Source organism: Rhodococcus sp. JCM 9793, from assembly GCF_055380405.1.
On sequence record NZ_AP043721.1, the window covers coordinates 2,769,125 to 2,788,431 of the forward strand.

Here is a 19,307-nt window from a genome sequence, read left to right on the forward strand (position 1 = left end):
AGGTGATCGTGATTGTGGCGAGCACCAACGGCACGACGCGGTACCAGGAAGAACCAGACACAGGTCAGTGCTTCTTTTTCTTCTTCGGCCTGTCGTCATCCCCGTTGTTCCTGTCATCGCGGCCCGCATACAGGACAATCGATACGGCCGGCACGAGAAGGAACCAGAGCCACGTATCGAATGCGAAGAAGAGTACGAGGGCCAGGAGTGGCGTCAGGCCCATCACGACTTCTCGCCAATGCCCGAGCGTGCCCGACGCGGTGTCCTTCTCCTGCACCGTGTCCGGCACGGTTGCCGTAGTGGCGGGAAGGTCGGTGAACAGAAGTTCGAGTTCTGCCCGCGTGGTCGCGGCCGTCGCCTGCGCACTGCGTTCTTCGAACTCGGACAGGTTGAGGCGGCCGTGGCTGAAATGCTCGCCCAGCTGGTTCAGCGCCTCGGCCCGCTCGGTGTCGCCGATTCGGATTTCGGGGGAGTTCATGATCAGAGCGTAGATTACGACTTCCACACCCTCGTGCTCGCTGCGGTGTCGAATTCTTCCGCTGGACGGGAAACTGTGCGCGCAACGGATTCGTGCCGAAGATGATCCGTGTCACACCCGTTCGCGGTGAAGTTTCGAACCAGGAGTGAAGTGAAGGCACAGGTGAGTGGCGAAGTGTTCGACGAAGTATTCGACGTTGTTGTGGTGGGGTCGGGGGCGGCGGGTTCGGCTGCAGCGCTCGAGGCCGAACGCGGCGGATCCGATGTTCTCGTAGTCGAGAAATGTGACGAGGGCAGAGCGGGTGGGAACACTCGGGTGTCCGGGGGCGGGTGGTGGGTGAATCGAGACCCGGCGCGGGCGCGGATCTTCCTCCGCGAGCTCAGCGGGCCGTTTCCCCTCGCAGACGACGTCATCGACGCGTGGGCGACCGAGACGGCCGAAATCTCGACATGGTTGAAGGAACTCGGAGCCGATGTCGCGATGAGCGGCGACTACCACACGGATCCCGAGTACCTGTCGGTCGAGGGCAGTGACTCGTATGCAGGCATGGACACCATCGAAGGGCGCGTGGGAAACGGTCTGCTGCACGGCTTCCTGACTTCCGTATCAGCCGAACGTGGCATCGAGACCCGATTCGAAACACCGGCCACGCGACTGATTGTCGAGAGCGGCGGTGTCGTCGGCGTCGAAGTGGACAGCGGGAGCGGCCTGCGACGCATCGGGGCGCGTGGCGGCGTCGTCCTCGCGACCGGCGGATTCCAGGCCGACACGTCGATGGTGCGCGACTATCTGCGAGTCGAGGATCACGTGCTGTGGGGGTCACCCGCCTCGACCGGCGACGGTCATCGGATGGCACAAGCGGTGGGCGCCGATCTATGGCACATGGGAAACATGATGAGCATCACCGGGGTTCGCGACACGAACGGCACCGGCCATTACCTCGCACTGTGGAACGCGCACAACTACCTGTGGGTGGGGGACGACGGCCGCCGCTTCCTGGACGAGACCGCAGATCCGTGCCACGGGCACACACTCCGGGGAGGATCGTACGAACTCTTCCCCCTTCGGCCGTTCCATCTGATCTTCGACGAGCAGATGCGTACTGCCGGCCCGTTGAGCCCGACACCCGACATTCTGCCCGTGGGATGGAACCTCCTCATGAACGGCTCGCGGTGGAGTGCCGACAACAGCGAGGAGATCGAGAAAGGCTGGATCGTGCGCGCCGAATCGATCACGTCGCTCGCCGAGAAGATCGGGCTGCACGCGGCCACGCTCGAGCGCACCGTCGAGAACTACAACTCGTCGTGCGCGGAAGGGCGCGACGATCACTTCGCCCGAGATCCGGAGAAGCTCGGACCGGTCGTGCAGGGCCCGTTCTATGCGTTGAAGGTCACCCCGCTGTTGGGGTGGACCAACGGCGGGCCACGACGGGACGGCCGTGCGCGTGTTCTCGACACCCGAGGTGACGTCATCGAGGGGCTCTACGCTGCGGGCGAGCTCAGTTCCACCTACAGCTGGCGCAAGGACGGCGGATTCCACATCGGTGATGCCCTCGCGTTCGGTCGCGTTGCCGGGCGGGACGCTGCGGCGAGGGCATGACGGTCACCCCGTTCCGGGATCTCGCATCAGACGCATTCCGCGCCTGACTACAACGAACAGGATCACGAATCCGAGCAGTATGGCGATCGGGTGGCGGACCGCCACCATGATGACCAGCGCCGCGAGCGCGAACGGAACCAGCGTCAGCAGGTCGGTGGCGATGTTCCGCGCTGTGGGTTCGTGCAGGAACGATGGGGCCGACGGCAGGTCGGCGAACAACGGAACCAGATCGGCCCGAGTGACGGCCTGCGTCGCACACGCGACTCGATCGTCGAATTCGACGAGGGACAGGCGGCCGGCCGAGAAGTGCTCACCGAGCAGCGCGATCGCTTCTTCGCGCTCTGCGGTGCCGATTCGGATTTCGGGCAGTTCGGCCATATGCCCAGAGTAGTGGGAGTCGGGCGATGCGGTGCGGGTCAGGCATTGCGCACGGTCATCCCCAACCCTCCCATGGCGAATCTCGTGACTGCGTCGCGAGCTGCGTCGAGGGCGTCGGTGTGACCGTCGATCGCGGTCCCGCTCAGCGTGCCGTCGGGTAGCAGCGTGATGGTGGCCTGCACGTCGGCGGTCGTCGACTCGCACACCGACCAGCTGTAGGCGGTGTCGTCGGTCCACGCGTCGTGGGCACGTGCGAGGAGGTACCAGTTGCCGGCGTTGATCTCGACAGGTTCCATCAGATGCCTTCCGAACTGCTGTGGTGGAGAAATCGACGGCGCCCGACCCCGGAGTGGGGGTAGGCGCCGTCGATCTTGTTCAGCGTGGGACAGCTCAGCGCGTCATCACTTGAGTTCGGCGAGGACCGTTCCCTGGGTGATGGCGGCGCCCGGCTCGACCGAAAGACCGGTGACGACACCGGCCTTGTGGGCGGTGACCGGGTTCTCCATCTTCATGGCTTCGAGCACTGCGATGAGATCGCCCTCGGCGACTTCCTGGCCTTCGGTGACCGCGACCTTCACGACGGTGCCCTGCATCGGAGCTGTCACGGCATCGCCCGATGCCTTGCCGCCGCCGGCGCCGCCGCGCTTGCGTGCCTTCGGCTTCTTGCGGATCGCGCCTGCAGCGCCGCCACCGTTTCCGCTGAGCGAGAACTGACCGGGCAGCGATACCTCGACGCGGCGACCACCGACCTCGATGACGACGTTCTGACGCGGCAGGGCGTCGTCCTCGTCATCGGCTGCACCGCCACCGGTGAACGGCTCGATGGTGTTGTCCCAATCGTTTTCGATCCACTTGGTGTAGACGTCGAACTTCTCGCCGTCACCGATGAACGCCGGGTTCTCGACGATGTGGCGGTGGAACGGGATGACTGTGGCGAGGCCGTCGACCTCGAATTCGGCGAGGGCGCGGGCGGCGCGCTGCAGTGCCTGCTCGCGGTTCTCACCGGTGACGATCAGCTTGGCGAGCATGGAGTCGAACTGGCCGCCGATGACGTCGCCCTGGACGACACCGGAGTCGACGCGCACGCCGGGGCCCGTCGGCTCCTTGTAGACGGTGATGGGGCCGGGGGCAGGCATGAAGCCACGACCGGCGTCCTCACCGTTGATGCGGAACTCGAAGGAGTGGCCACGCGGTGCCGGATCCTCGGTGAGCTCGAGCTTCTCGCCGTTGGCGATGCGGAACTGCTGGCGAACGAGGTCGATGCCGGCGGTCTCCTCGGTGACCGGGTGCTCGACCTGCAGACGTGTATTGACCTCGAGGAACGAGACCGTGTCGCCCTGCACCAGGTATTCGACGGTGCCTGCGCCGTAGTATCCGGCTTCCTTGCAGATGGCCTTGGCGGATGCGTGGATGCGACCACGCTGGTCGTCCGTCAGGAAGGGCGCGGGAGCCTCTTCGACGAGCTTCTGGAAACGCCGCTGCAGCGAGCAATCGCGCGTGCCCGCGACGATGACGTTGCCGTGCTGGTCGGCGATGACCTGGGCCTCGACGTGGCGGGCCTTGTCGAGGTACTGCTCGACGAAGCACTCGCCGCGACCGAAGGCGGCGATGGCCTCACGGGTCGCGGACTCGAACAGCTCGGGGATCTCCTCGATCGTCTGCGCGACCTTCATGCCGCGACCGCCACCGCCGAAGGCCGCCTTGATGGCCACGGGCACGCCGTACTGCTTGGCGAACTCGACGACCTCGTCGGCGTTCTTGACCGGGTCCTTGGTGCCGGCGGCCATCGGAGCGTTGGCGCGCTCGGCGATGTGGCGCGCGGTGACCTTGTCGCCCAGGTCGCGGATGGACTGCGGCGAGGGGCCGATCCAGATCAGGCCCGCGTCGATGACTGCCTGCGCGAAGTCGGCGTTCTCGGAGAGGAAGCCGTAGCCGGGGTGGATCGCGTCGGCGCCGGACTTGGCCGCGGCGTCGAGGATCTTGTCGAACACCAGGTAGGACTCGGTCGAGGTCTGGCCACCGAGGGCGAACGCCTCGTCTGCGAGCTTCACGAACTGTGCGTCTGCGTCGGGTTCGGCGTAGACCGCGACACTTCCGTAGCCTGCGTCCTTGGCGGCTCGGATGACCCGCACAGCGATCTCGCCGCGGTTCGCGACGAGCACCTTCGAGATCTGCGCGCTGGCATGACTGGGCACGGAGCCTCCTGTTGATCGATCGTTAGGTTATTTCCGTCGTCGGGCAGTCTAAGCGCCAATCGGATAGACGATGTAACCGGATGGCCCCTACACGCTACGGCGCGTACTCGAACACACAAGGCTACTGACCGGTAGCCGGAATGCCGAGGTTCTCCAGGTCGGGCGCCCACGGTCCGGATGTGTTGAGCCGGTCCATCAGAAGGCGTGCTCGTTCCAGGAACCGGGGAACGTTCGCGCTCGCCTCGGTGTTGTCGGGGAATCGCGCGGAGACGTTGATTCCTTCGGGTGTCCGGTTGATCCAGATGTAGACGTCGTGGGTGTAACTGCGGCTCCGCAACGCGCGCGCATTGGATTCCGGCCATTGGGCCGCCATGGGTACGAACCGGACGTCCATGTACGACACGAGGAACTGTGGGCGGATGGGTACCCCGAGCAGCTCACCGACCCTGTCGAACGGAATGCGCGCGCTCGCGCGGGTGCGTCGCAGTTCGTGCACCGCTCGGTTCGCGAGGGTGACGAAACCGGGGGAGCCTCCGAGATCGAGATCGATCGGCCGGAGCCCCACGAACCATCCCAGAGATCCGGCCCACATCGGTCCGGTCCGGGTGTGCGAAGGAACGACCGTGCGGAAGTGATCGGCGCCGGCGAGGTCCGAGGCGGCCTGACCGAAGCAGGCCAGCACTCCCGCGAAGAACCCGGCGTCGGCATCGCGGCACCGTTCCGAGAACCGGGTCGCTTCGTCGTTGTCGAACCAGCGCTCGGACAGACGTCTCTGAGGTGAGGTCCTGGTGGTGCGCCGACCGATCGGCAGCGGGAACTTCGGCACCTCGCCGCCACTCTCCCGCAGCGTCGTACGCCAGATCTGCACCGCCTCGTGATCGACGTCGAGGTTGCTGGCGTCCGCGCGTTCGGATGCCCCGAAATCGATGTAACTTCCGACGGGAAACAGATCGGCCGGTCGGCCGGTCCGTTCCTCCTCGTAGAGCGCCGTGATCTCGTGCGCGACGAGCACGATGGAGTATCCGTCGATAATCGAGTGATCGGCTCCGAAGAACACGGTGAAGGGCCCCGACTCACCGGACGCGTCGTTCGAACCGTCGTCCGGATCAGCGGATTCGTGAGTCAGCGTCGCGAAGACATACGCGGGCCACAGCTGTGGCGTCGTGTAATCGTCGAACAATGAATGGAGCTGAGTCCGGATGGTCGCGGGATCGGCCGGATCGTGCTGGACACGTCGCACCGACACCTTGCCGGGTGGGGCCGTCCGGCGGATCAGGGCTCCGGCCGGATCACCCTTCGACGCGAACGTCGCCTGACTGCGCAGGGGCTCGTGACGGTCGATCCATCGCTGGAGGGCACGACCGAATATCTCGGTGTCGATCGGGCCGGCGATCTCGAATGCAGTACCCAGCCACGATTCGCGGCCCTGGCCGGACTGCGATCCGGCAGTCCGGCGCAGGTGCGCCTCATGGATGTACGACGCGGGACGGGGATCCTGACGCCATGCGTCCTCCTCGGCGCAGGGCAACCACTCGGTCAAGGTCCCCGCCGGGATCGAGTAGTCGGCGAGCTCCGTGAACTCCATGGTCTGTCAGGCCCTCAGATGCCGCTTGATACGCGCCAGCATCGCGCTCATGCCGCGTAGCCGCAGCGGGCTGACCGAGGCGGCGAGACCGAGATCCGAATAGAAGTCGTCGGGAACGTCGAGGATCTCCTGTGCGCTGAGCCCGTCCAATCCCTGATGCAGGATCGACGCGAATCCGCGCGTGGTGGGTGCTTCGGCGGGTGCGCTGAAATGCAGCTTCACGTGCGCCCGGTCGGTGGCGTCGACGGAAAGGAACAGGGGCGATTGGCATTCGGGGACCGGTTCCATCGCCGCCTCCTCGAGTTCGGCCGGCAGCGGAGGCAGTTCGCGGCTGAACTCGAGGAGCAACTGGAGTTTGTCCTGGCCCTCGACGGCGGCGAAGTCCTCGACGATCTCGGCGAGCGGTGCGGGAATGCTCATGATGCGGGAACGGTTCCCGGCTCCTCGCCCTTGGCGATCGGGACGCGCACGGCGTTGCCCCACTCGGTCCAGGAGCCGTCGTAGTTCCGCACCTTCGGGTATCCGAGGAGATGGGTCAGCACGAACCAGGTGTGGCTCGACCGCTCACCGATGCGGCAGTATGCGACGACGTCGTCGTCCTTGCTGATATCCGCATAGATCTCGTCGAGTTCCGCACGCGAACGGAAGCGGCCGTCCGGGGCGGCGGCCTTCGCCCACGGAATCGACACCGCAGTGGGGATGTGGCCGCCGCGCAGCGCGCCTTCCTCCGGGTAGTCGGGCATGTGGGTGCGTTCACCGGTGTACTCCTGCGGCGACCGGACATCCACCAGCGGGCCCTCCCCGAGGTGGTCGAGGACGTCGTCCTTGAACGCCCGGATGGGCGCGTCGTTGCGCTCGACGACGGGATAGCCACTCGTTGTGGTGCCGGGGATGTCGAGGGTGGTGTCGCGGTTCTCGGAGATCCATGCGTCGCGGCCTCCGTCGAGCAGGCGAACGTCCTCGTGACCGAACAGCGTGAACACCCACAGCGCGTACGCGGCCCACCAGTTGGACTTGTCGCCGTAGATCACGACCGTGTCGGTACGTCGGATTCCCTTGCGGTCCATGAGCGCGGCGAACGCAGCGCCGTCGATGTAGTCGCGGGTGACCGGATCGTTGAGGTCGAGGTGCCAGTCGACCTTCACCGCGCCAGGGATGTGCCCCACGTCGTAGAGGAGCACGTCCTCGTCGGATTCGACGACCTTGACCTCGGGGTGGCCCAGATGAGCGGACAGCCACTCGGAGGACACGAGGCGGCGGGGGTCCGAGTAGGAAGCGAAGGAGGTGTTGGAATCGGGCGCGACGGGCACAGGGGCTCCTGAGGCAGTGGTGGCAGGTGCGTCGTCGATTCTAGGCGGTACCTTCGGTGGGTGTGACCTCCAGCCGACCCCACCGCGCCGAACTCTCGTCGCGTGCCGACATCGACCGGTTGGTCGAACACTTCTACGAACGGGCGATGGTCGACCCATTGCTGGCCCCGGTCTTCGAGGTGCTCGCGATCGTGGGCCTCGACGATCATCTCGTCGTCGTCGGCGATTTCTGGGAACAGATCCTCTTCCGCACGACGCGCTACGAGGGCGCATTCACCCCCGTTCACCGCGCATTGCACGGGAAATACGGGCTGACCCCCGTGCGGTTCGAGCGCTGGCGCGAGCTCTGGCACGAGTCGGTCGACGAGCTGTTCACCGGTGTCGACGCCGACCGGGCGAAGTCGAAGGCCGACGCGATGGTCACGGCGCTGCGTCGCTCAGTCGTCGCCTTCCATGGCGTCGAGCACGTACTGCGCGAACCACCGGTTGTGGGGCCGGGGATCGGAGCCGCGACCGCGGTCGGTCAGCAGCTCTGCAAGAGGTCCGATCGTGGACTCGTCGAGCGGCAGCGTGAAGAACTGATCGTCGGCGCCCTCGTCGGAGAGGAACCAGTCGATCGCCACGGCGTCCCCGCCCGCGGCGGCATCCTCGACCGGACGGAAGCGCAGCAGCGGGTAGCGCAGGAGGAGTTCGTCGAGTCGGCATCCGAGTTGTCGGACGAGAGCGGACGTCGAGGTGACCATGACGGTGCGGTAGTCGACCGTCTCGCCGTTCTCGGTGTACTGGTCGACATAGAGGACCTCGAGCAGCCCGACCTCGAGTGAGAACAGACGCGCGGTCCCGGCCTTCTCGTCGACCGCCGGGAGACAGGTCACCGTCCACTTCTCTCCTGCAGCCGATCCCGGATCGTCGAATGCGGTGGCGAGGTAGCCGGCGACCAGGTCGACGACCACCTCGAAGAACGGTTCCTCTCGCAGCCGCGCGAAGTCTTCCTCCGACTGGCCGCGCTCACTCATGAGCTGAGGGGTTCGAGGACCAGAGGTCCGCGACGGAGATCCCGGCATCGGCGAGGAGTCGTCGGACGAGGGGTAGGCCGATCCCGATCACGGACGACGGATCGCCCTCGATACCGTCGATGAACCAACCACCGAGGCCGTCGAGCGTGAACGCTCCGGCGACCTGCAGCGCCTCACCGGTCGCGAGGTAGGCCTCGAGGTCGGCGTCGGACGGGGTGCCGAAACGTACGGTCGTGCCGGAATGGTCGTCGGCCTGCGCGATGATCTGCCTGCCGCGCGCATGCAGGATGCTGTGTCCGGTCAGCAACTCCGCGCTGTGCCCGGACATGCGCTTCCAACGGGCCCGGGCCACCTCGGCAGTGCCGGGTTTGCCCTGGAGTTTCCCGTCGAACAGCAGCATCGAATCGCAGCCGATCACGACGAGATCGTCGTGGCCCTCAGGGGCGTGGCCGTCTGCGGTGAGTGTGCGCAGAACGTCGGCGGCCTTGGCGCGGGCCAGCGTGGTGACCACGACTTCCGGTGCCACGTCGGGGCCGAGCTCTGCGATGATCGCGTCCTCGTCGACGTCCGACACCTGTACGAGCGGCTCGACCCCGGCGCCGCGCAGCACGGACAACCGTGCCGGCGACGCCGAGGCGAGAACCAAACGGGGCATCGATCAGCCGCGGTTGGGGTACGAGTACGGCGAGAACGGCGCCCACTGGCGGTGCATCCGGGTGGGGTCGCCCCATGTCTCCGGCGGCTTGCCGTCGCCCTCGGGAGCGCCACCCGCAGCGGCAGCCGCGAGCACCGTGACCAACGCTGCGACATCGGCGTCGGTCGGGTTGCCCTTCACGATCCGGATGGCGGGCGCGTCGGGGGTCGCTGCCGACTCGGCGTCTGTGGTCGCCGAGGTGTCGGAGTCCTCGAGGGCACCGTCGGTCACGGCGGTCAGCTCTGCGTCAGTGATGATCTTTTCCTCGGTCAGCGCGGTCACAGCGGAATGTTCCCATGCTTCTTCGGCGGGAGCGAGACCATCTTGCGCTCGAGCAGGCGCAGGGCGGACACGATCTGGCCGCGGGTGTGCGACGGCGGGATGACCGCATCGACATAACCGCGCTCTGCTGCGACGTACGGGTTCACGAGAGTGTCCTCGTACTCGTTCTGCAGCTCGAGGCGCAGTGCCTCGACGTCTGCACCGTTCGCAGCGGCATCCTTGAGCTTGCCGCGGTACACGAACCCGACGGCACCCGATGCGCCCATGACTGCGATCTGCGCGGTCGGCCACGCGAGGTTGACGTCGGCGCCCATGTGCTTCGAACCCATCACGTCGTACGCGCCGCCGTAGGCCTTGCGGGTGATGACGGTGATCTTGCCGACAGTCGCCTCGCCGTATGCGTACAGGAGCTTCGCGCCGCGGCGGATGATGCCGTTGTATTCCTGCTCGGTGCCGGGCAGGAAGCCCGGGACGTCGACCAGCGTGATGATCGGAACATTGAACGCGTCGCAGGTGCGGACGAAGCGTGCAGCCTTCTCGGAGGCGTCGATGTCGAGGCAGCCGGCGAACTGCATCGGCTGGTTGGCGACGATGCCAACGCTGCGGCCGTCGACGCGACCGAAGCCCACGATGACGTTCTGGGCGCGCTCGGCCTGAACCTCGAGGAATTCGTCGTCGTCGAGCAGACGACGGATGACCTCGTGCATGTCGTAAGGCTGGTTCGCCGAATCCGGGATGATCGTGTCGAGCTCGAGATCCTCCTCGGTGAGCGAGTCCTCGATGGATCCGGCGATCGGGTCGGTCGGTGCCATGCGCGGTGCCGCGGCCTGGTTGTTCGACGGCAGGTAGGAGAGCAGATCCTTGACGTAGTCGAGGGCGTCCTGCTCGTCGCTTCCGACGTAGTGGGCGACACCCGACTTGACCATGTGGGTGTGGGCGCCACCGAGGTCTTCCATGGTGACGTCTTCGCCGGTGACGGTCTTGATGACGTCGGGGCCGGTGACGAACATCTGGCTGGTCTGGTCGACCATCACCACGAAGTCGGTCAGGGCGGGGGAGTAGACGTGACCACCGGCAGCGGGGCCCATGATCAGCGAGATCTGCGGGATCACACCGGAGGCCTGCACGTTGCGGTGGAAGATCTCGCCGTAGAGGCCGAGGGAGACGACGCCTTCCTGGATGCGGGCGCCGGCGCCTTCGTTGATGCCGACCAGCGGTCGGCCGGTGCGTAGCGCCAGGTCCATGACCTTGACGATCTTCTCGCCGTAGACCTCGCCGAGGCTGCCGCCGAAGACTGTCGCGTCCTGGGAGAACACGCAGACGTCGCGGCCGTCGACGGTGCCGTAGCCGGTGACGACGCCGTCGCCGATGGGACGGTTGTCGGCGAGGCCGAAGTTGGTGCTGCGGTGGCGGGCGAGCGCATCGATTTCGACGAACGAGCCCTCGTCGAGGAGCGCGGTGATGCGCTCACGGGCGGTCATCTTGCCCTTGGCGTGGACCTTCTCGATGGCTGCTTCACCGACCGGAGCCTGTGCCTTGGCCTGGCGTTCGCGCAGGTCTGCCAGCTTGCCGGCGGTGGTGTGGATATCGGGCGTACTCGCCGCCTCGGGCGCGGACGGCTCCTGGACAGTGGTCATGGGCAGTCAGCTTAGCGATCGTCAATCTGCACCGCCGCACGGAGGTCCGCTCACGTTGAATTATTGAACTGGAGCTACCGACCAGTAGTTGTTTTCGGCCACTTTAGGCTGGGGCTCATGCCCCGCAACCCCGAATTGCCGAATGATTCCGAACTGCGTATTCCGCTCGACGTGTCGCGCCTACGGCATGCGCTGGTGGATGGTGCAGAAGGCGATGCCGGGTTCTACGAACGCCTCGACGTCATCGACGAGACAGGGTCGACGAACGCCGATCTGCTCGCCGAGGCCACATTCGGCGACCGCCGGGTCCTGCTCGCAGAGTTCCAGAGCGGAGGACGCGGACGGCACTCGCGCGCCTGGAACGGAATTCCCCGGGCCCAGGTCATCGTGTCGGTGCTGCTGAAACTGCCCGGTGTCGCCCTTCCGGATCTCGGTTGGCTTCCGCTGCTCACCGGCATCGCGACGGTCGACGCCGTCCGCGAGGTCACCGGCGTCCCGGCCGAGCTCAAATGGCCCAACGACGTTCTGGTCGGGGGCCGTAAGCTCGCCGGGATCCTCGTCGAGGTCGCGTCGACAGCCCCGGTTCCCACGGTTGTCGTCGGTGTCGGGCTCAACGTCACACTCACCGAGGACGAACTGCCGGTGCCGACGGCAACCTCACTTCTGCTCGCCGGTGCCGACGAACTCGATCGCACGAGGCTCGCGGAGGCTCTGCTCGCCTCGTTCGGTGAACGCATCCGACAGTGGGAACAGCACGGCTGGGATCCCACGGCCGCTGCCGACGCTTACCGGGATCGGTGCAGCACCATCGGTCGGCGGGTGCGCGCGATCCTGCCCGGCGACACGGAACTGCACGGGGTCGCCATCAACATCGACGAACAGGGCCGCATCGTCATCGCGCCGGACGGGGAAGGCGAGCCCGTTGCAGTCGCTGCAGGCGACATCACGCACCTGCGGCCGATGTAGACGGGTATGCCATCGTGGTGCCCATGGGATACCCGGAGGACGCGCTCGCACCGGATGAGAACCTGCTGCTCCACCGTCATCCACACGCGAAGATGCTGATCGTTCCGGTCATCGTCTTCCTACTGGCCACGGCTGTGGCCGGGTTCCTCGTCGGGCTCGCGCAGACCCGCCTCGACAGTGGTGCCTCCGTGGTCCTGGTCGTCGCGGTCCTGGTGTTGTGGGCGATCCTGGTGGGGTGGCGGTGCCTCGTCCCGTTGATCCGGTGGCTGACCACACATTTCATCGTCACCGATCGGCGGGTACTCGTGCGCCAGGGCGTGATCACCCATTCCGGTATCGACATTCCGATGGGGCGGATCAGCAACGTGCAGTTCCGGCACGGACTCGTCGACCGGCTCCTGCGCACAGGCACGCTCGTCGTGGTCTCGGCCGCCGACGACCCACTCGAGTTCGACGACATCCCCGATGTCCAGAAGGTCCACACACTGCTGTACCGGACGGCGTTCGACGTGCAGGACGGTTCCTCCGCCGACCGTTCCGCCGCGCAACCCTCCGGCGACGGTGAGAGACATCGCAAGGCGTGGTGACTGGCGTGGTGATCCGGTTTCCCACCGGTCTGTCCGTAGGCTGAGCGAGTGACTGCCGTTCTGCTAGCGGAAGACGATGAAGCCATCGCTGCGCCTCTGTCCCGTGCCCTCGGGCGCGAGGGCTACGAGGTGACCGTCGAGGCCACCGGTCCGAGTGCGCTCGAACAAGCGCTCTCCGGAGACTACGAGTTGTTGATCCTCGACCTCGGGTTGCCGGGCATGGACGGCCTCGAAGTATGCCGTCAGATCAGAGCGAACCGGTCCGACCTGGCAGTGCTGATGCTCACCGCGCGCACCGACGAGGTCGACTTCGTAGTGGGTCTCGATGCCGGCGCCGACGACTATGTCGGCAAGCCGTTCCGGCTCGCCGAACTGATGGCGCGGGTACGCGCGCTGCTGCGCCGCCGCGGTGGCGGTGAGACGGACGAAGTCGTCGAGGTCTCCGGCATTCGTCTCGAGCACGCGGCCCGGCGGGTTCTCGTCGACGGCTCCGAGGTCACCCTCGCCAACAAGGAATACGAACTCCTGCGCGTCCTGCTCGAACACGCCGGTCAAGTCGTGTCACGCGACGCGATCCTCGACGAGGTCTGGGGCGACGCCGACCTCCGTGGTTCGAAGACCCTCGACATGCACATGTCGTGGCTGCGCCGGAAGATCGGCGACGAGGGGCCCGCGGGGGAACGACGCATCGCGACCGTGCGGGGCGTCGGTTTCCGGCTGAACACCGACTAGAAGGGTCGCGACGGTGCGCAGGCGCATCCTCAATGCCGTCCTGGCTGCGGTTCTGCTCGTCGCACTTCTGCTCGGGCTTCCCCTTGCGTTCACCGCCTACCTGTTCGTGGAGGACACCACGCGCCGAGACCTTCGGGATCGGCTCGAGCGGATGTCCGACGAGATCATCGCGCAGGAAGGTACCGACGGCCTCGTGGTCGGCGGACTCGATACCAGTTCGCTGCGACTGCTCGTACCCGACGGTGGGCGGGTGGTCGTCGTGTATCCCACTCCGGAGAACGAGGCGGCGCGCCTGGACATCGGTGACGTCACCCCGACGAACCCTCTCGTCGAATCCCTGTCGATGGGTACCTCGGGGTCGCTGCGGGTCGAGGCCCCTTCCGAGGGAATGCGCATCCTGCAGCGGCAGGTGCTCGCCGCGGTCGGATTCCTCGTGCTGCTGTCGGTTGCGGTGGGTGCACTGGTCGCGGTGGCCACCGCCAGACGGCTCGCCTTCCCACTACGCGACGTCGCTGCGCGTGCAGCAAGGCTCGCCGAGGGCGACTTCAAACCGGTGCCGCAGCGTCATTCCATCGTCGAGCTCGACCGGGTCTCCGATGTGCTCGACTCCGCCGCGGTGGAGATTTCGGGCCGACTGCAACGCGAGCATTCGCTGGTCGGCGACGTCTCTCATCAACTCCGCTCCCGCATGACGGCGATCAGATTACGGCTCGACGAACTGTCCACACACGAGGACCCGATGGTGGTCGAGGAGGCCGAGGCCGCGATGGCCCAGGTCGATCGCCTCACCGCGGCCATCGACGGGCTGGTTCGTCAGTCGAGGAACAGCGGCGCCGAACTGCGCACCGAGGTGTCGGTGGTGGGGGAACTGGCAGGTGTGATCGCGGATTGGCGAGGGCCCTATCAGGATGCGGGCCGCGAACTACTGCTCCGAGGTGACCCTGCTCTGCGCTCGTCCGTGACGGCCTCGCGTCTCCGGGAAGCAGTAGCAGTTCTCGTCGACAACGCGCTTGCTCACGGAGGGGGGACCTGCACGGTCGCCGTTCGGCAGGTTGCGATGCGCGGGGATTCGACGGTGTGCGTCGAAGTCAGTGATGAAGGGGAAGGCGTCAGCGACGACCTCGTGCCGCACATCTTCGAACGAGGTTTCTCCGGTCGAGGATCCACGGGTGTCGGTCTGGCCCTCGCCCGCGCCCTCGCGGAAGCGGACGGTGGACGCCTGGAACTGCAGCGGCGCAGACCCGCGCTGTTCGCGATGTTCCTCGGCGCGGCGCGCGACTGGACTTCGGTGTACCTGGACGGAGTCCGGGAACCGAGGTGAGGGAGTGCGATCAGGTCCGGTCGAGGTCGGGTGTGTCGAGATCATCGATGGTGTTCGTTTCCGGCACAGTTTCCTCAGGGAACACGAACCTCTTGAAACAGTAGAAGCGGAAGAACATCTGCAGCACATTTCCGATGACGTATGCGCTCACGAAGTCGGCGATGTTCTCGACGGCGAGACTGACCTCGGGCACACGCAGGTTGAACACGTAACTCGAAATCCACAGCGGAATGAAGCTGAGGACCACACCGATACCACTCACGAAGAAGAACAGGAACGCTTCGTGCGTGCGCTCCCGCCCGCCACGGTTCCGGAACGACCATTCGCGGTTGAGGATGTACGAGCAGATCACCGCAACGACGCCGCCGATGATCTTCGCAGTGACAGGTTTCTCGGAGAGGACCGTCAGCTTCAAGGTGTAGAAGATCCCGGAGTCGATCAGGAATGTCGTACCTCCGACGATCGCGAACTTGATCAGTTCGCGGTGACGCAGCATCAACTCCCGTAATGGTGCGGGAAAATGGCTCAGAGCATCATCGACGACGGACACTCGGCCGAGTCTACGAAACCCGGAGCGATTTCTACGAACCACAGCGAAAATTTTCAGACTTACCACAGAAAAGTGACGATTCGGAATGTTCGTCCCGAAATGTTCACCGCATTGCCACGTGCCGGCGGCTCACCGCGGTGACATGTGGTGGCTCACCGCCGTGTCACGGCGGCGCTCCTCGCTGTGACACCATTGTCAGCTGTGACCGGCAGACCTGACTCGCCCCCCAGATCCGATTCCCCCCGCGCACTGACGGGCGGGATGCCCGTGGTGACGATGATCGGCGGTGGCCAGCTCGCGCGGATGACGCATCAGGCTGCGATCGCGCTCGGCCAGACGCTGCGTGTACTCGCGGGCAGTGAGGACGAACCGGCCGCTCGGGTGAGCCCCGACGTCGTGATCGGCAGCCATGACGATCTCGACGCACTGCGTCGCGCCGCCACGGGTGCCCATGCCCTGACCTTCGACCACGAGGGCGTCCCCACCGAGCACCTCGAAGTCCTGCAGCGCGAGGGCGTCGCTGTGCTGCCTCCGCCGCAGGCGCTGATCTTCGCGCAGGACAAGATCGCGATGCGCAAGCGGCTCGGAGCGTTCGGTGCGCCCATGCCGAAGTTCGCGGAGATCACCTCGACCGACGACCTCGTCGCGGCACGGGAACACCTCGGATGGCCGTTCGTGCTCAAGGCCGCCCGCGGCGGGTACGACGGCCGCGGGGTGTGGATCGTCGACGACGAGACCGAACTCGAGCGGATCGTCGCAGAACAACTCGACCGCGGTGTGCCGCTGCTCGCGGAGGAGAAGGTCGCGTGGCGTCGGGAGTTGTCGGCGATGGTCGCCCGCTCGCCGTTCGGGCAGGGTGCAAGCTGGCCCGTCGTGGAGACCGTGCAACGAGACGGCCAGTGCTCCGTCGTGATCGCACCCGCACCGAACCTGCCTGCGGACGTCGCGGTCGCGGCCGAACAACTTGCGTTGCGGATCGCAGGCGAGCTCGGCGTGGTGGGCGTGATAGCCGTCGAACTGTTCGAGACGCAGGCCGGCGAGCTGATCGTCAACGAACTCGCGATGCGCCCCCACAACTCAGGCCACTGGGGCATGGACGGTGCACGAACGGGCCAGTTCGAGCAGCACCTGCGCGCCGTGCTCGACTACCCGCTCGGCGACACGACACCCCTCGCGCCTGTGGTCGTGATGGCGAACGTTCTGGGCGCGGCGGAAGCTCCGGCGATGAGCATGGACGAGCGGCTGCATCACTTGTTCGCCCGGATGCCTGATGCGCGCGTCCATCTCTACGGCAAGGGTGAACGCAAGGACCGCAAGATCGGGCACGTCAATCTGCTCGGCGACCAGACCGGCTCGCTCGACGACGCCGAGTACGTTGCTGCGGTCCGGGAACGCGCAGAGCGCGCCGCGCACTGGCTCTCGCACGCAGAATGGACCGACGGCTGGAACGAACACACGGGAGAAGGACAGTGACAGACGCCACGCAAGGGGCACAGGTCGGCCTGATCATGGGCAGCGACTCGGATTGGCCCACCATGGAGGCCGCCGCCGAGGCGCTCGCCGAGTTCGGGATCCGATTCGAGGTCGGGGTCGTCTCCGCGCACCGGACGCCGCAGCGGATGCTCGACTACGCGAAGGACGCCGCGGGTCGCGGGATCAAGGTCATCATCGCGGGGGCGGGCGGTGCTGCACACCTGCCGGGGATGGTGGCGTCGGCGACCCCGCTGCCCGTGATCGGTGTGCCCGTTCCGTTGAAGTACCTCGACGGAATGGACTCACTGCTGTCGATCGTGCAGATGCCGGCGGGTGTCCCCGTCGCGACGGTGTCGATCGGTGGAGCCCGCAATGCGGGCCTGCTCGCCGCTCGCATCCTCGGAGCATCCGAGCCGGCGCTGCGTGAGCAGATGGAGCGGTTCCAGGCCGGACTCGAGAGCATGGTTCTGGAGAAGGACGCGGCGTTGCGGCAGAAGCTGCTCGGCTGACGGTGTGATCCGTGCAGACCACCTCGATGATCGAACGTTGGCAACGGTGGAGTCGTGCCCGCGTGCTCGTTGTCGACTCGGTCGTCGCCGGCCTCGTTGCGGCGTTCGGATTGCTCATCGTCGTGACCTCGGCTCTGGCGTGGAGTGATGCGGCACTCGTCCTCGCGCTGAGTGTGCCGCTCGCGTGGCGCCGTACCTTTCCGGTGCTCGCGGGTGCGGTCGTGGCCGCCGCGGCATTCGGTCATCTCGCAGTCTCGTCGGACATGTCGCCGGTGGCGCCGGTCGCGGTGCCTGTTGCGGTGTATGCGCTCGCCGCCTATGCACCGCGTCCGTGGGCGAACATAGCTCTGGTGGTGGCCGTGACCGGGGGAGCGCTCGCCGGGATCAGCTTCTTCGGACGGTACGAAGGGCGGACACTGTTCGACACGGTGTCTTCCGCGATGATGGTGGCCCTGTTCGTCGGCGGGGTGTGGGCGTTCGGTCGTCTCCGGGGCCTGCGGGTGCGGGAGATGGAGGCCCTCACCGAACGTAATCGGCTGCTCGAGGTCGAACGGCTCAAGGAAGCGGAACTCGCGGCGACCCAGGAACGGACCCGCATCGCGCGGGAGATGCACGACATCGTGGCGCATTCGCTCACTGCGATCATTGCGCAGGCAGACGGTGGTCGGTACGCAGCGTCGGCCGACCCGAATGCTGCGGCCACCGCACTCACGACGATCTCGGAAGCGGGTCGACAGGCGTTGACCGACATGCGATCGCTTCTGTCGGTGCTGAGGGAGGATGCGCCGCGTGAATTCACCACGACACCGGGTATCGGCGACATCCCCACGCTCGTCGAGCAGATGTGTACGAGCGGCCTGGAGGTGACGCTCGCTGTGACAGGGGAGAGTCGTCATGTCGCCGACGGCCTGGGACTGTCCGTCTACCGGATCGTGCAGGAATCCCTCACGAACGTCCTCAAACATGCCGGGCCCCGCGCCCATACCCATGTGACTCTCGACTGGCGCGCCGACACGCTCGTCGTCGAGATAGTCGACGACGGTCGTGGTGCCGCCGCGCTCGTGGAAGCACGGCCGGGGGGACAGGGGCTGACCGGAATCGAAGAGCGTGCCCGGCTGCACGGCGGTCGCTCGATCACTGGGCCCCGGGACGGCGGTGGCTATCGTGTCCGCGCCGAACTCCCGGCATAGGCTGGTGGACGTGACCGAACCCGCCGACCCCATTCGCGTCGCTCTCGTCGACGATCAGCAACTCGTCCGCGCGGGCTTCCGTATGGTGCTCGAGTCGCAACCCGACATCGAGGTGGTGGCCGAGGCCTCCGACGGTGAGGCAGCGGTCGCCGAACTCGGTCGGGTGCGCGCCGACGTGGTCCTGATGGATGTCCAGATGCCGCGGCTCGATGGGATCTCGGCGACCCGCACGCTCCTCCGTTCTCCGGGCGCTCCGAAAGTCGTCGTGCTCACCACCTTCGACAACGACGAGTACGTCGTGCAGGCAATCGCTGCCGGCGCCAGTGGTTTCCTCCTCAAGGACGCCCTTCCCGAAGACCTCCTGGAAGCGGTGCGGACGGTGCATCGGGGTGACGCAGTCATGGCCCCGCGCGCGACACGTCACCTGCTGCAGCATGTTTCGCCTCTTCTGGGCGTGGGAAGCTCGTCGTCGTCCGTGTCCGTGGAGGTACCGGACGATCTCACGCCCCGTGAACTCGAAGTCCTCGTGGCGATGGCGCACGGCCTGACGAACAGCGAGCTCGCCGATCGATTCGTGCTGTCGGCCGCGACCGTGAAGACCCATGTGGGACGTGTTCTCGCCAAGACGGGTTCGCGCGACCGCGTGCAGGCGGTCCTGTTCGCGTTCCGCGCCGGTCTGGTACGGCCGGACGAGCTGCTCGGCGCAGGACAGTAGGACCGGGCTCCTACTCGCATCGCGGTCTCGTCCTACCCGGGTATGACAGTCGCGGCAGCAGGATCGCGCCGCACTCCGATGTGCCGGTGC

21 protein-coding genes are annotated in these 19,307 nt (G+C 66.4%); 10 read left to right on the forward strand and 11 right to left on the reverse strand.

All coding sequences use genetic code 11. From position 1 onward, the window contains the following. Positions 1-64: 64 nt before the first annotated feature. Positions 65-478, reverse strand: a complete 414-nt coding sequence (locus tag ACZ46K_RS14840; protein ID WP_464748985.1) for a DUF1707 SHOCT-like domain-containing protein — start codon at positions 476-478, stop codon at positions 65-67. Between the two features lie 150 nt (positions 479-628). On the opposite strand from ACZ46K_RS14840, the gene ACZ46K_RS14845 reads away from it, so the two are divergent. Continuing rightward, positions 629-2,077: an FAD-dependent oxidoreductase gene (locus tag ACZ46K_RS14845; protein WP_464748987.1), complete on the forward strand. Its 1,449-nt coding sequence runs from the start codon at positions 629-631 to the stop codon at positions 2,075-2,077. Between the two features lie 3 nt (positions 2,078-2,080). On the opposite strand, the gene ACZ46K_RS14850 is transcribed toward ACZ46K_RS14845, so the two are convergent. The 6 genes from ACZ46K_RS14850 to ACZ46K_RS14875 all read right to left on the reverse strand — a co-directional run bounded on the left by ACZ46K_RS14850 (position 2,081) and on the right by ACZ46K_RS14875 (position 7,545). Next, positions 2,081-2,455, reverse strand: coding sequence for a DUF1707 SHOCT-like domain-containing protein (locus ACZ46K_RS14850; protein WP_054806982.1), 375 nt, complete (start codon positions 2,453-2,455; stop codon positions 2,081-2,083). Between the two features lie 38 nt (positions 2,456-2,493). Beyond that, positions 2,494-2,751, reverse strand: a complete 258-nt coding sequence (locus ACZ46K_RS14855; RefSeq protein ID WP_054806981.1) for a hypothetical protein — start codon at positions 2,749-2,751, stop codon at positions 2,494-2,496. A gap of 105 nt (positions 2,752-2,856) precedes the next feature. Then, positions 2,857-4,650 (reverse strand): acetyl/propionyl/methylcrotonyl-CoA carboxylase subunit alpha, encoded by a 1,794-nt coding sequence (locus ACZ46K_RS14860; protein ID WP_054806980.1) that lies wholly within the window; start codon positions 4,648-4,650, stop codon positions 2,857-2,859. Between the two features lie 121 nt (positions 4,651-4,771). Further along, positions 4,772-6,235 carry a condensation domain-containing protein gene (locus ACZ46K_RS14865; RefSeq protein WP_464748989.1) on the reverse strand — a complete coding sequence of 488 codons (1,464 nt, stop codon included), beginning with the start codon at positions 6,233-6,235 and terminating at the stop codon, positions 4,772-4,774. A gap of 6 nt (positions 6,236-6,241) precedes the next feature. Further along, positions 6,242-6,655, reverse strand: coding sequence for a SufE family protein (locus ACZ46K_RS14870; RefSeq protein WP_054810667.1), 414 nt, complete (start codon positions 6,653-6,655; stop codon positions 6,242-6,244). Further along, a complete protein-coding gene (locus ACZ46K_RS14875; protein ID WP_054806978.1) occupies positions 6,652-7,545 on the reverse strand; it encodes a sulfurtransferase in 894 nt (297 codons plus the stop codon). Before ACZ46K_RS14875 ends, ACZ46K_RS14870 begins: the two co-directional genes overlap by 4 nt. A 62-nt stretch (positions 7,546-7,607) precedes the next feature. Here ACZ46K_RS14875 and ACZ46K_RS14880 point away from each other — a divergent pair, with 62 nt between their 5' ends. Continuing rightward, positions 7,608-8,369, forward strand: a complete 762-nt coding sequence (locus ACZ46K_RS14880; protein ID WP_464748991.1) for a group III truncated hemoglobin — start codon at positions 7,608-7,610, stop codon at positions 8,367-8,369. 184 nt (positions 8,370-8,553) lie between these two features. On the opposite strand, the gene ACZ46K_RS14885 is transcribed toward ACZ46K_RS14880, so the two are convergent. The 3 genes from ACZ46K_RS14885 to ACZ46K_RS14895 are packed head-to-tail and all read right to left on the reverse strand — an operon-like array spanning position 8,554 to position 11,174. Continuing rightward, positions 8,554-9,216: a Maf family protein gene (locus ACZ46K_RS14885; protein WP_054806977.1), complete on the reverse strand. Its 663-nt coding sequence runs from the start codon at positions 9,214-9,216 to the stop codon at positions 8,554-8,556. Between the two features lie 3 nt (positions 9,217-9,219). After that, positions 9,220-9,537, reverse strand: coding sequence for an acyl-CoA carboxylase subunit epsilon (locus ACZ46K_RS14890; RefSeq protein WP_464748993.1), 318 nt, complete (start codon positions 9,535-9,537; stop codon positions 9,220-9,222). Next, the gene (locus ACZ46K_RS14895; protein ID WP_464748995.1) at positions 9,534-11,174 is read right to left on the reverse strand and encodes an acyl-CoA carboxylase subunit beta; all 1,641 of its coding nucleotides are present in this window, start codon (positions 11,172-11,174) and stop codon (positions 9,534-9,536) included. Before ACZ46K_RS14895 ends, ACZ46K_RS14890 begins: the two co-directional genes overlap by 4 nt. Positions 11,175-11,291: 117 nt before the next feature. Between ACZ46K_RS14895 and ACZ46K_RS14900 the strand changes: the two genes are divergently transcribed. From ACZ46K_RS14900 to ACZ46K_RS14915, 4 genes are read left to right on the forward strand one after another with little or no spacing between them, the layout of a single operon-like run. After that, complete coding sequence (locus tag ACZ46K_RS14900; protein ID WP_054806644.1) at positions 11,292-12,140, forward strand: biotin--[acetyl-CoA-carboxylase] ligase; 849 nt, start codon at positions 11,292-11,294, stop codon at positions 12,138-12,140. 23 nt (positions 12,141-12,163) lie between these two features. Beyond that, positions 12,164-12,727 (forward strand): PH domain-containing protein, encoded by a 564-nt coding sequence (locus tag ACZ46K_RS14905; RefSeq protein ID WP_054806643.1) that lies wholly within the window; start codon positions 12,164-12,166, stop codon positions 12,725-12,727. A gap of 48 nt (positions 12,728-12,775) precedes the next feature. Continuing rightward, positions 12,776-13,459: a response regulator transcription factor gene (locus ACZ46K_RS14910; protein ID WP_464748997.1), complete on the forward strand. Its 684-nt coding sequence runs from the start codon at positions 12,776-12,778 to the stop codon at positions 13,457-13,459. A 13-nt stretch (positions 13,460-13,472) separates the two neighbouring features. Then, complete coding sequence (locus tag ACZ46K_RS14915) at positions 13,473-14,780, forward strand: sensor histidine kinase (protein WP_054810249.1); 1,308 nt, start codon at positions 13,473-13,475, stop codon at positions 14,778-14,780. A 10-nt stretch (positions 14,781-14,790) separates the two neighbouring features. Here ACZ46K_RS14915 and ACZ46K_RS14920 read toward each other — a convergent pair whose 3' ends face one another. Beyond that, positions 14,791-15,276, reverse strand: a complete 486-nt coding sequence (locus ACZ46K_RS14920; protein ID WP_464749321.1) for a GtrA family protein — start codon at positions 15,274-15,276, stop codon at positions 14,791-14,793. A 255-nt stretch (positions 15,277-15,531) separates the two neighbouring features. Between ACZ46K_RS14920 and ACZ46K_RS14925 the strand changes: the two genes are divergently transcribed. Genes ACZ46K_RS14925 through ACZ46K_RS14940 form a run of 4 tightly spaced genes read left to right on the forward strand, consistent with a single transcriptional unit; the run spans position 15,532 to position 19,217 of the window. Further along, entirely contained in the window at positions 15,532-16,803 is a 1,272-nt protein-coding gene (locus ACZ46K_RS14925; RefSeq protein WP_464749000.1) for a 5-(carboxyamino)imidazole ribonucleotide synthase, read from the forward strand. After that, positions 16,761-17,312, forward strand: a complete 552-nt coding sequence (gene purE / locus ACZ46K_RS14930) for a 5-(carboxyamino)imidazole ribonucleotide mutase (RefSeq protein ID WP_054806642.1) — start codon at positions 16,761-16,763, stop codon at positions 17,310-17,312. Before ACZ46K_RS14925 ends, purE begins: the two co-directional genes overlap by 43 nt. Positions 17,313-17,323: 11 nt before the next feature. Beyond that, positions 17,324-18,502 (forward strand): sensor histidine kinase, encoded by a 1,179-nt coding sequence (locus tag ACZ46K_RS14935; RefSeq protein WP_464749002.1) that lies wholly within the window; start codon positions 17,324-17,326, stop codon positions 18,500-18,502. A gap of 1 nt (position 18,503) precedes the next feature. Next, on the forward strand, positions 18,504-19,217 hold the full coding sequence (locus ACZ46K_RS14940; RefSeq protein WP_464749322.1) for a response regulator transcription factor: 714 nt from the start codon (positions 18,504-18,506) through the stop codon (positions 19,215-19,217). The last annotated feature ends 90 nt before the right edge of the window (positions 19,218-19,307 follow it).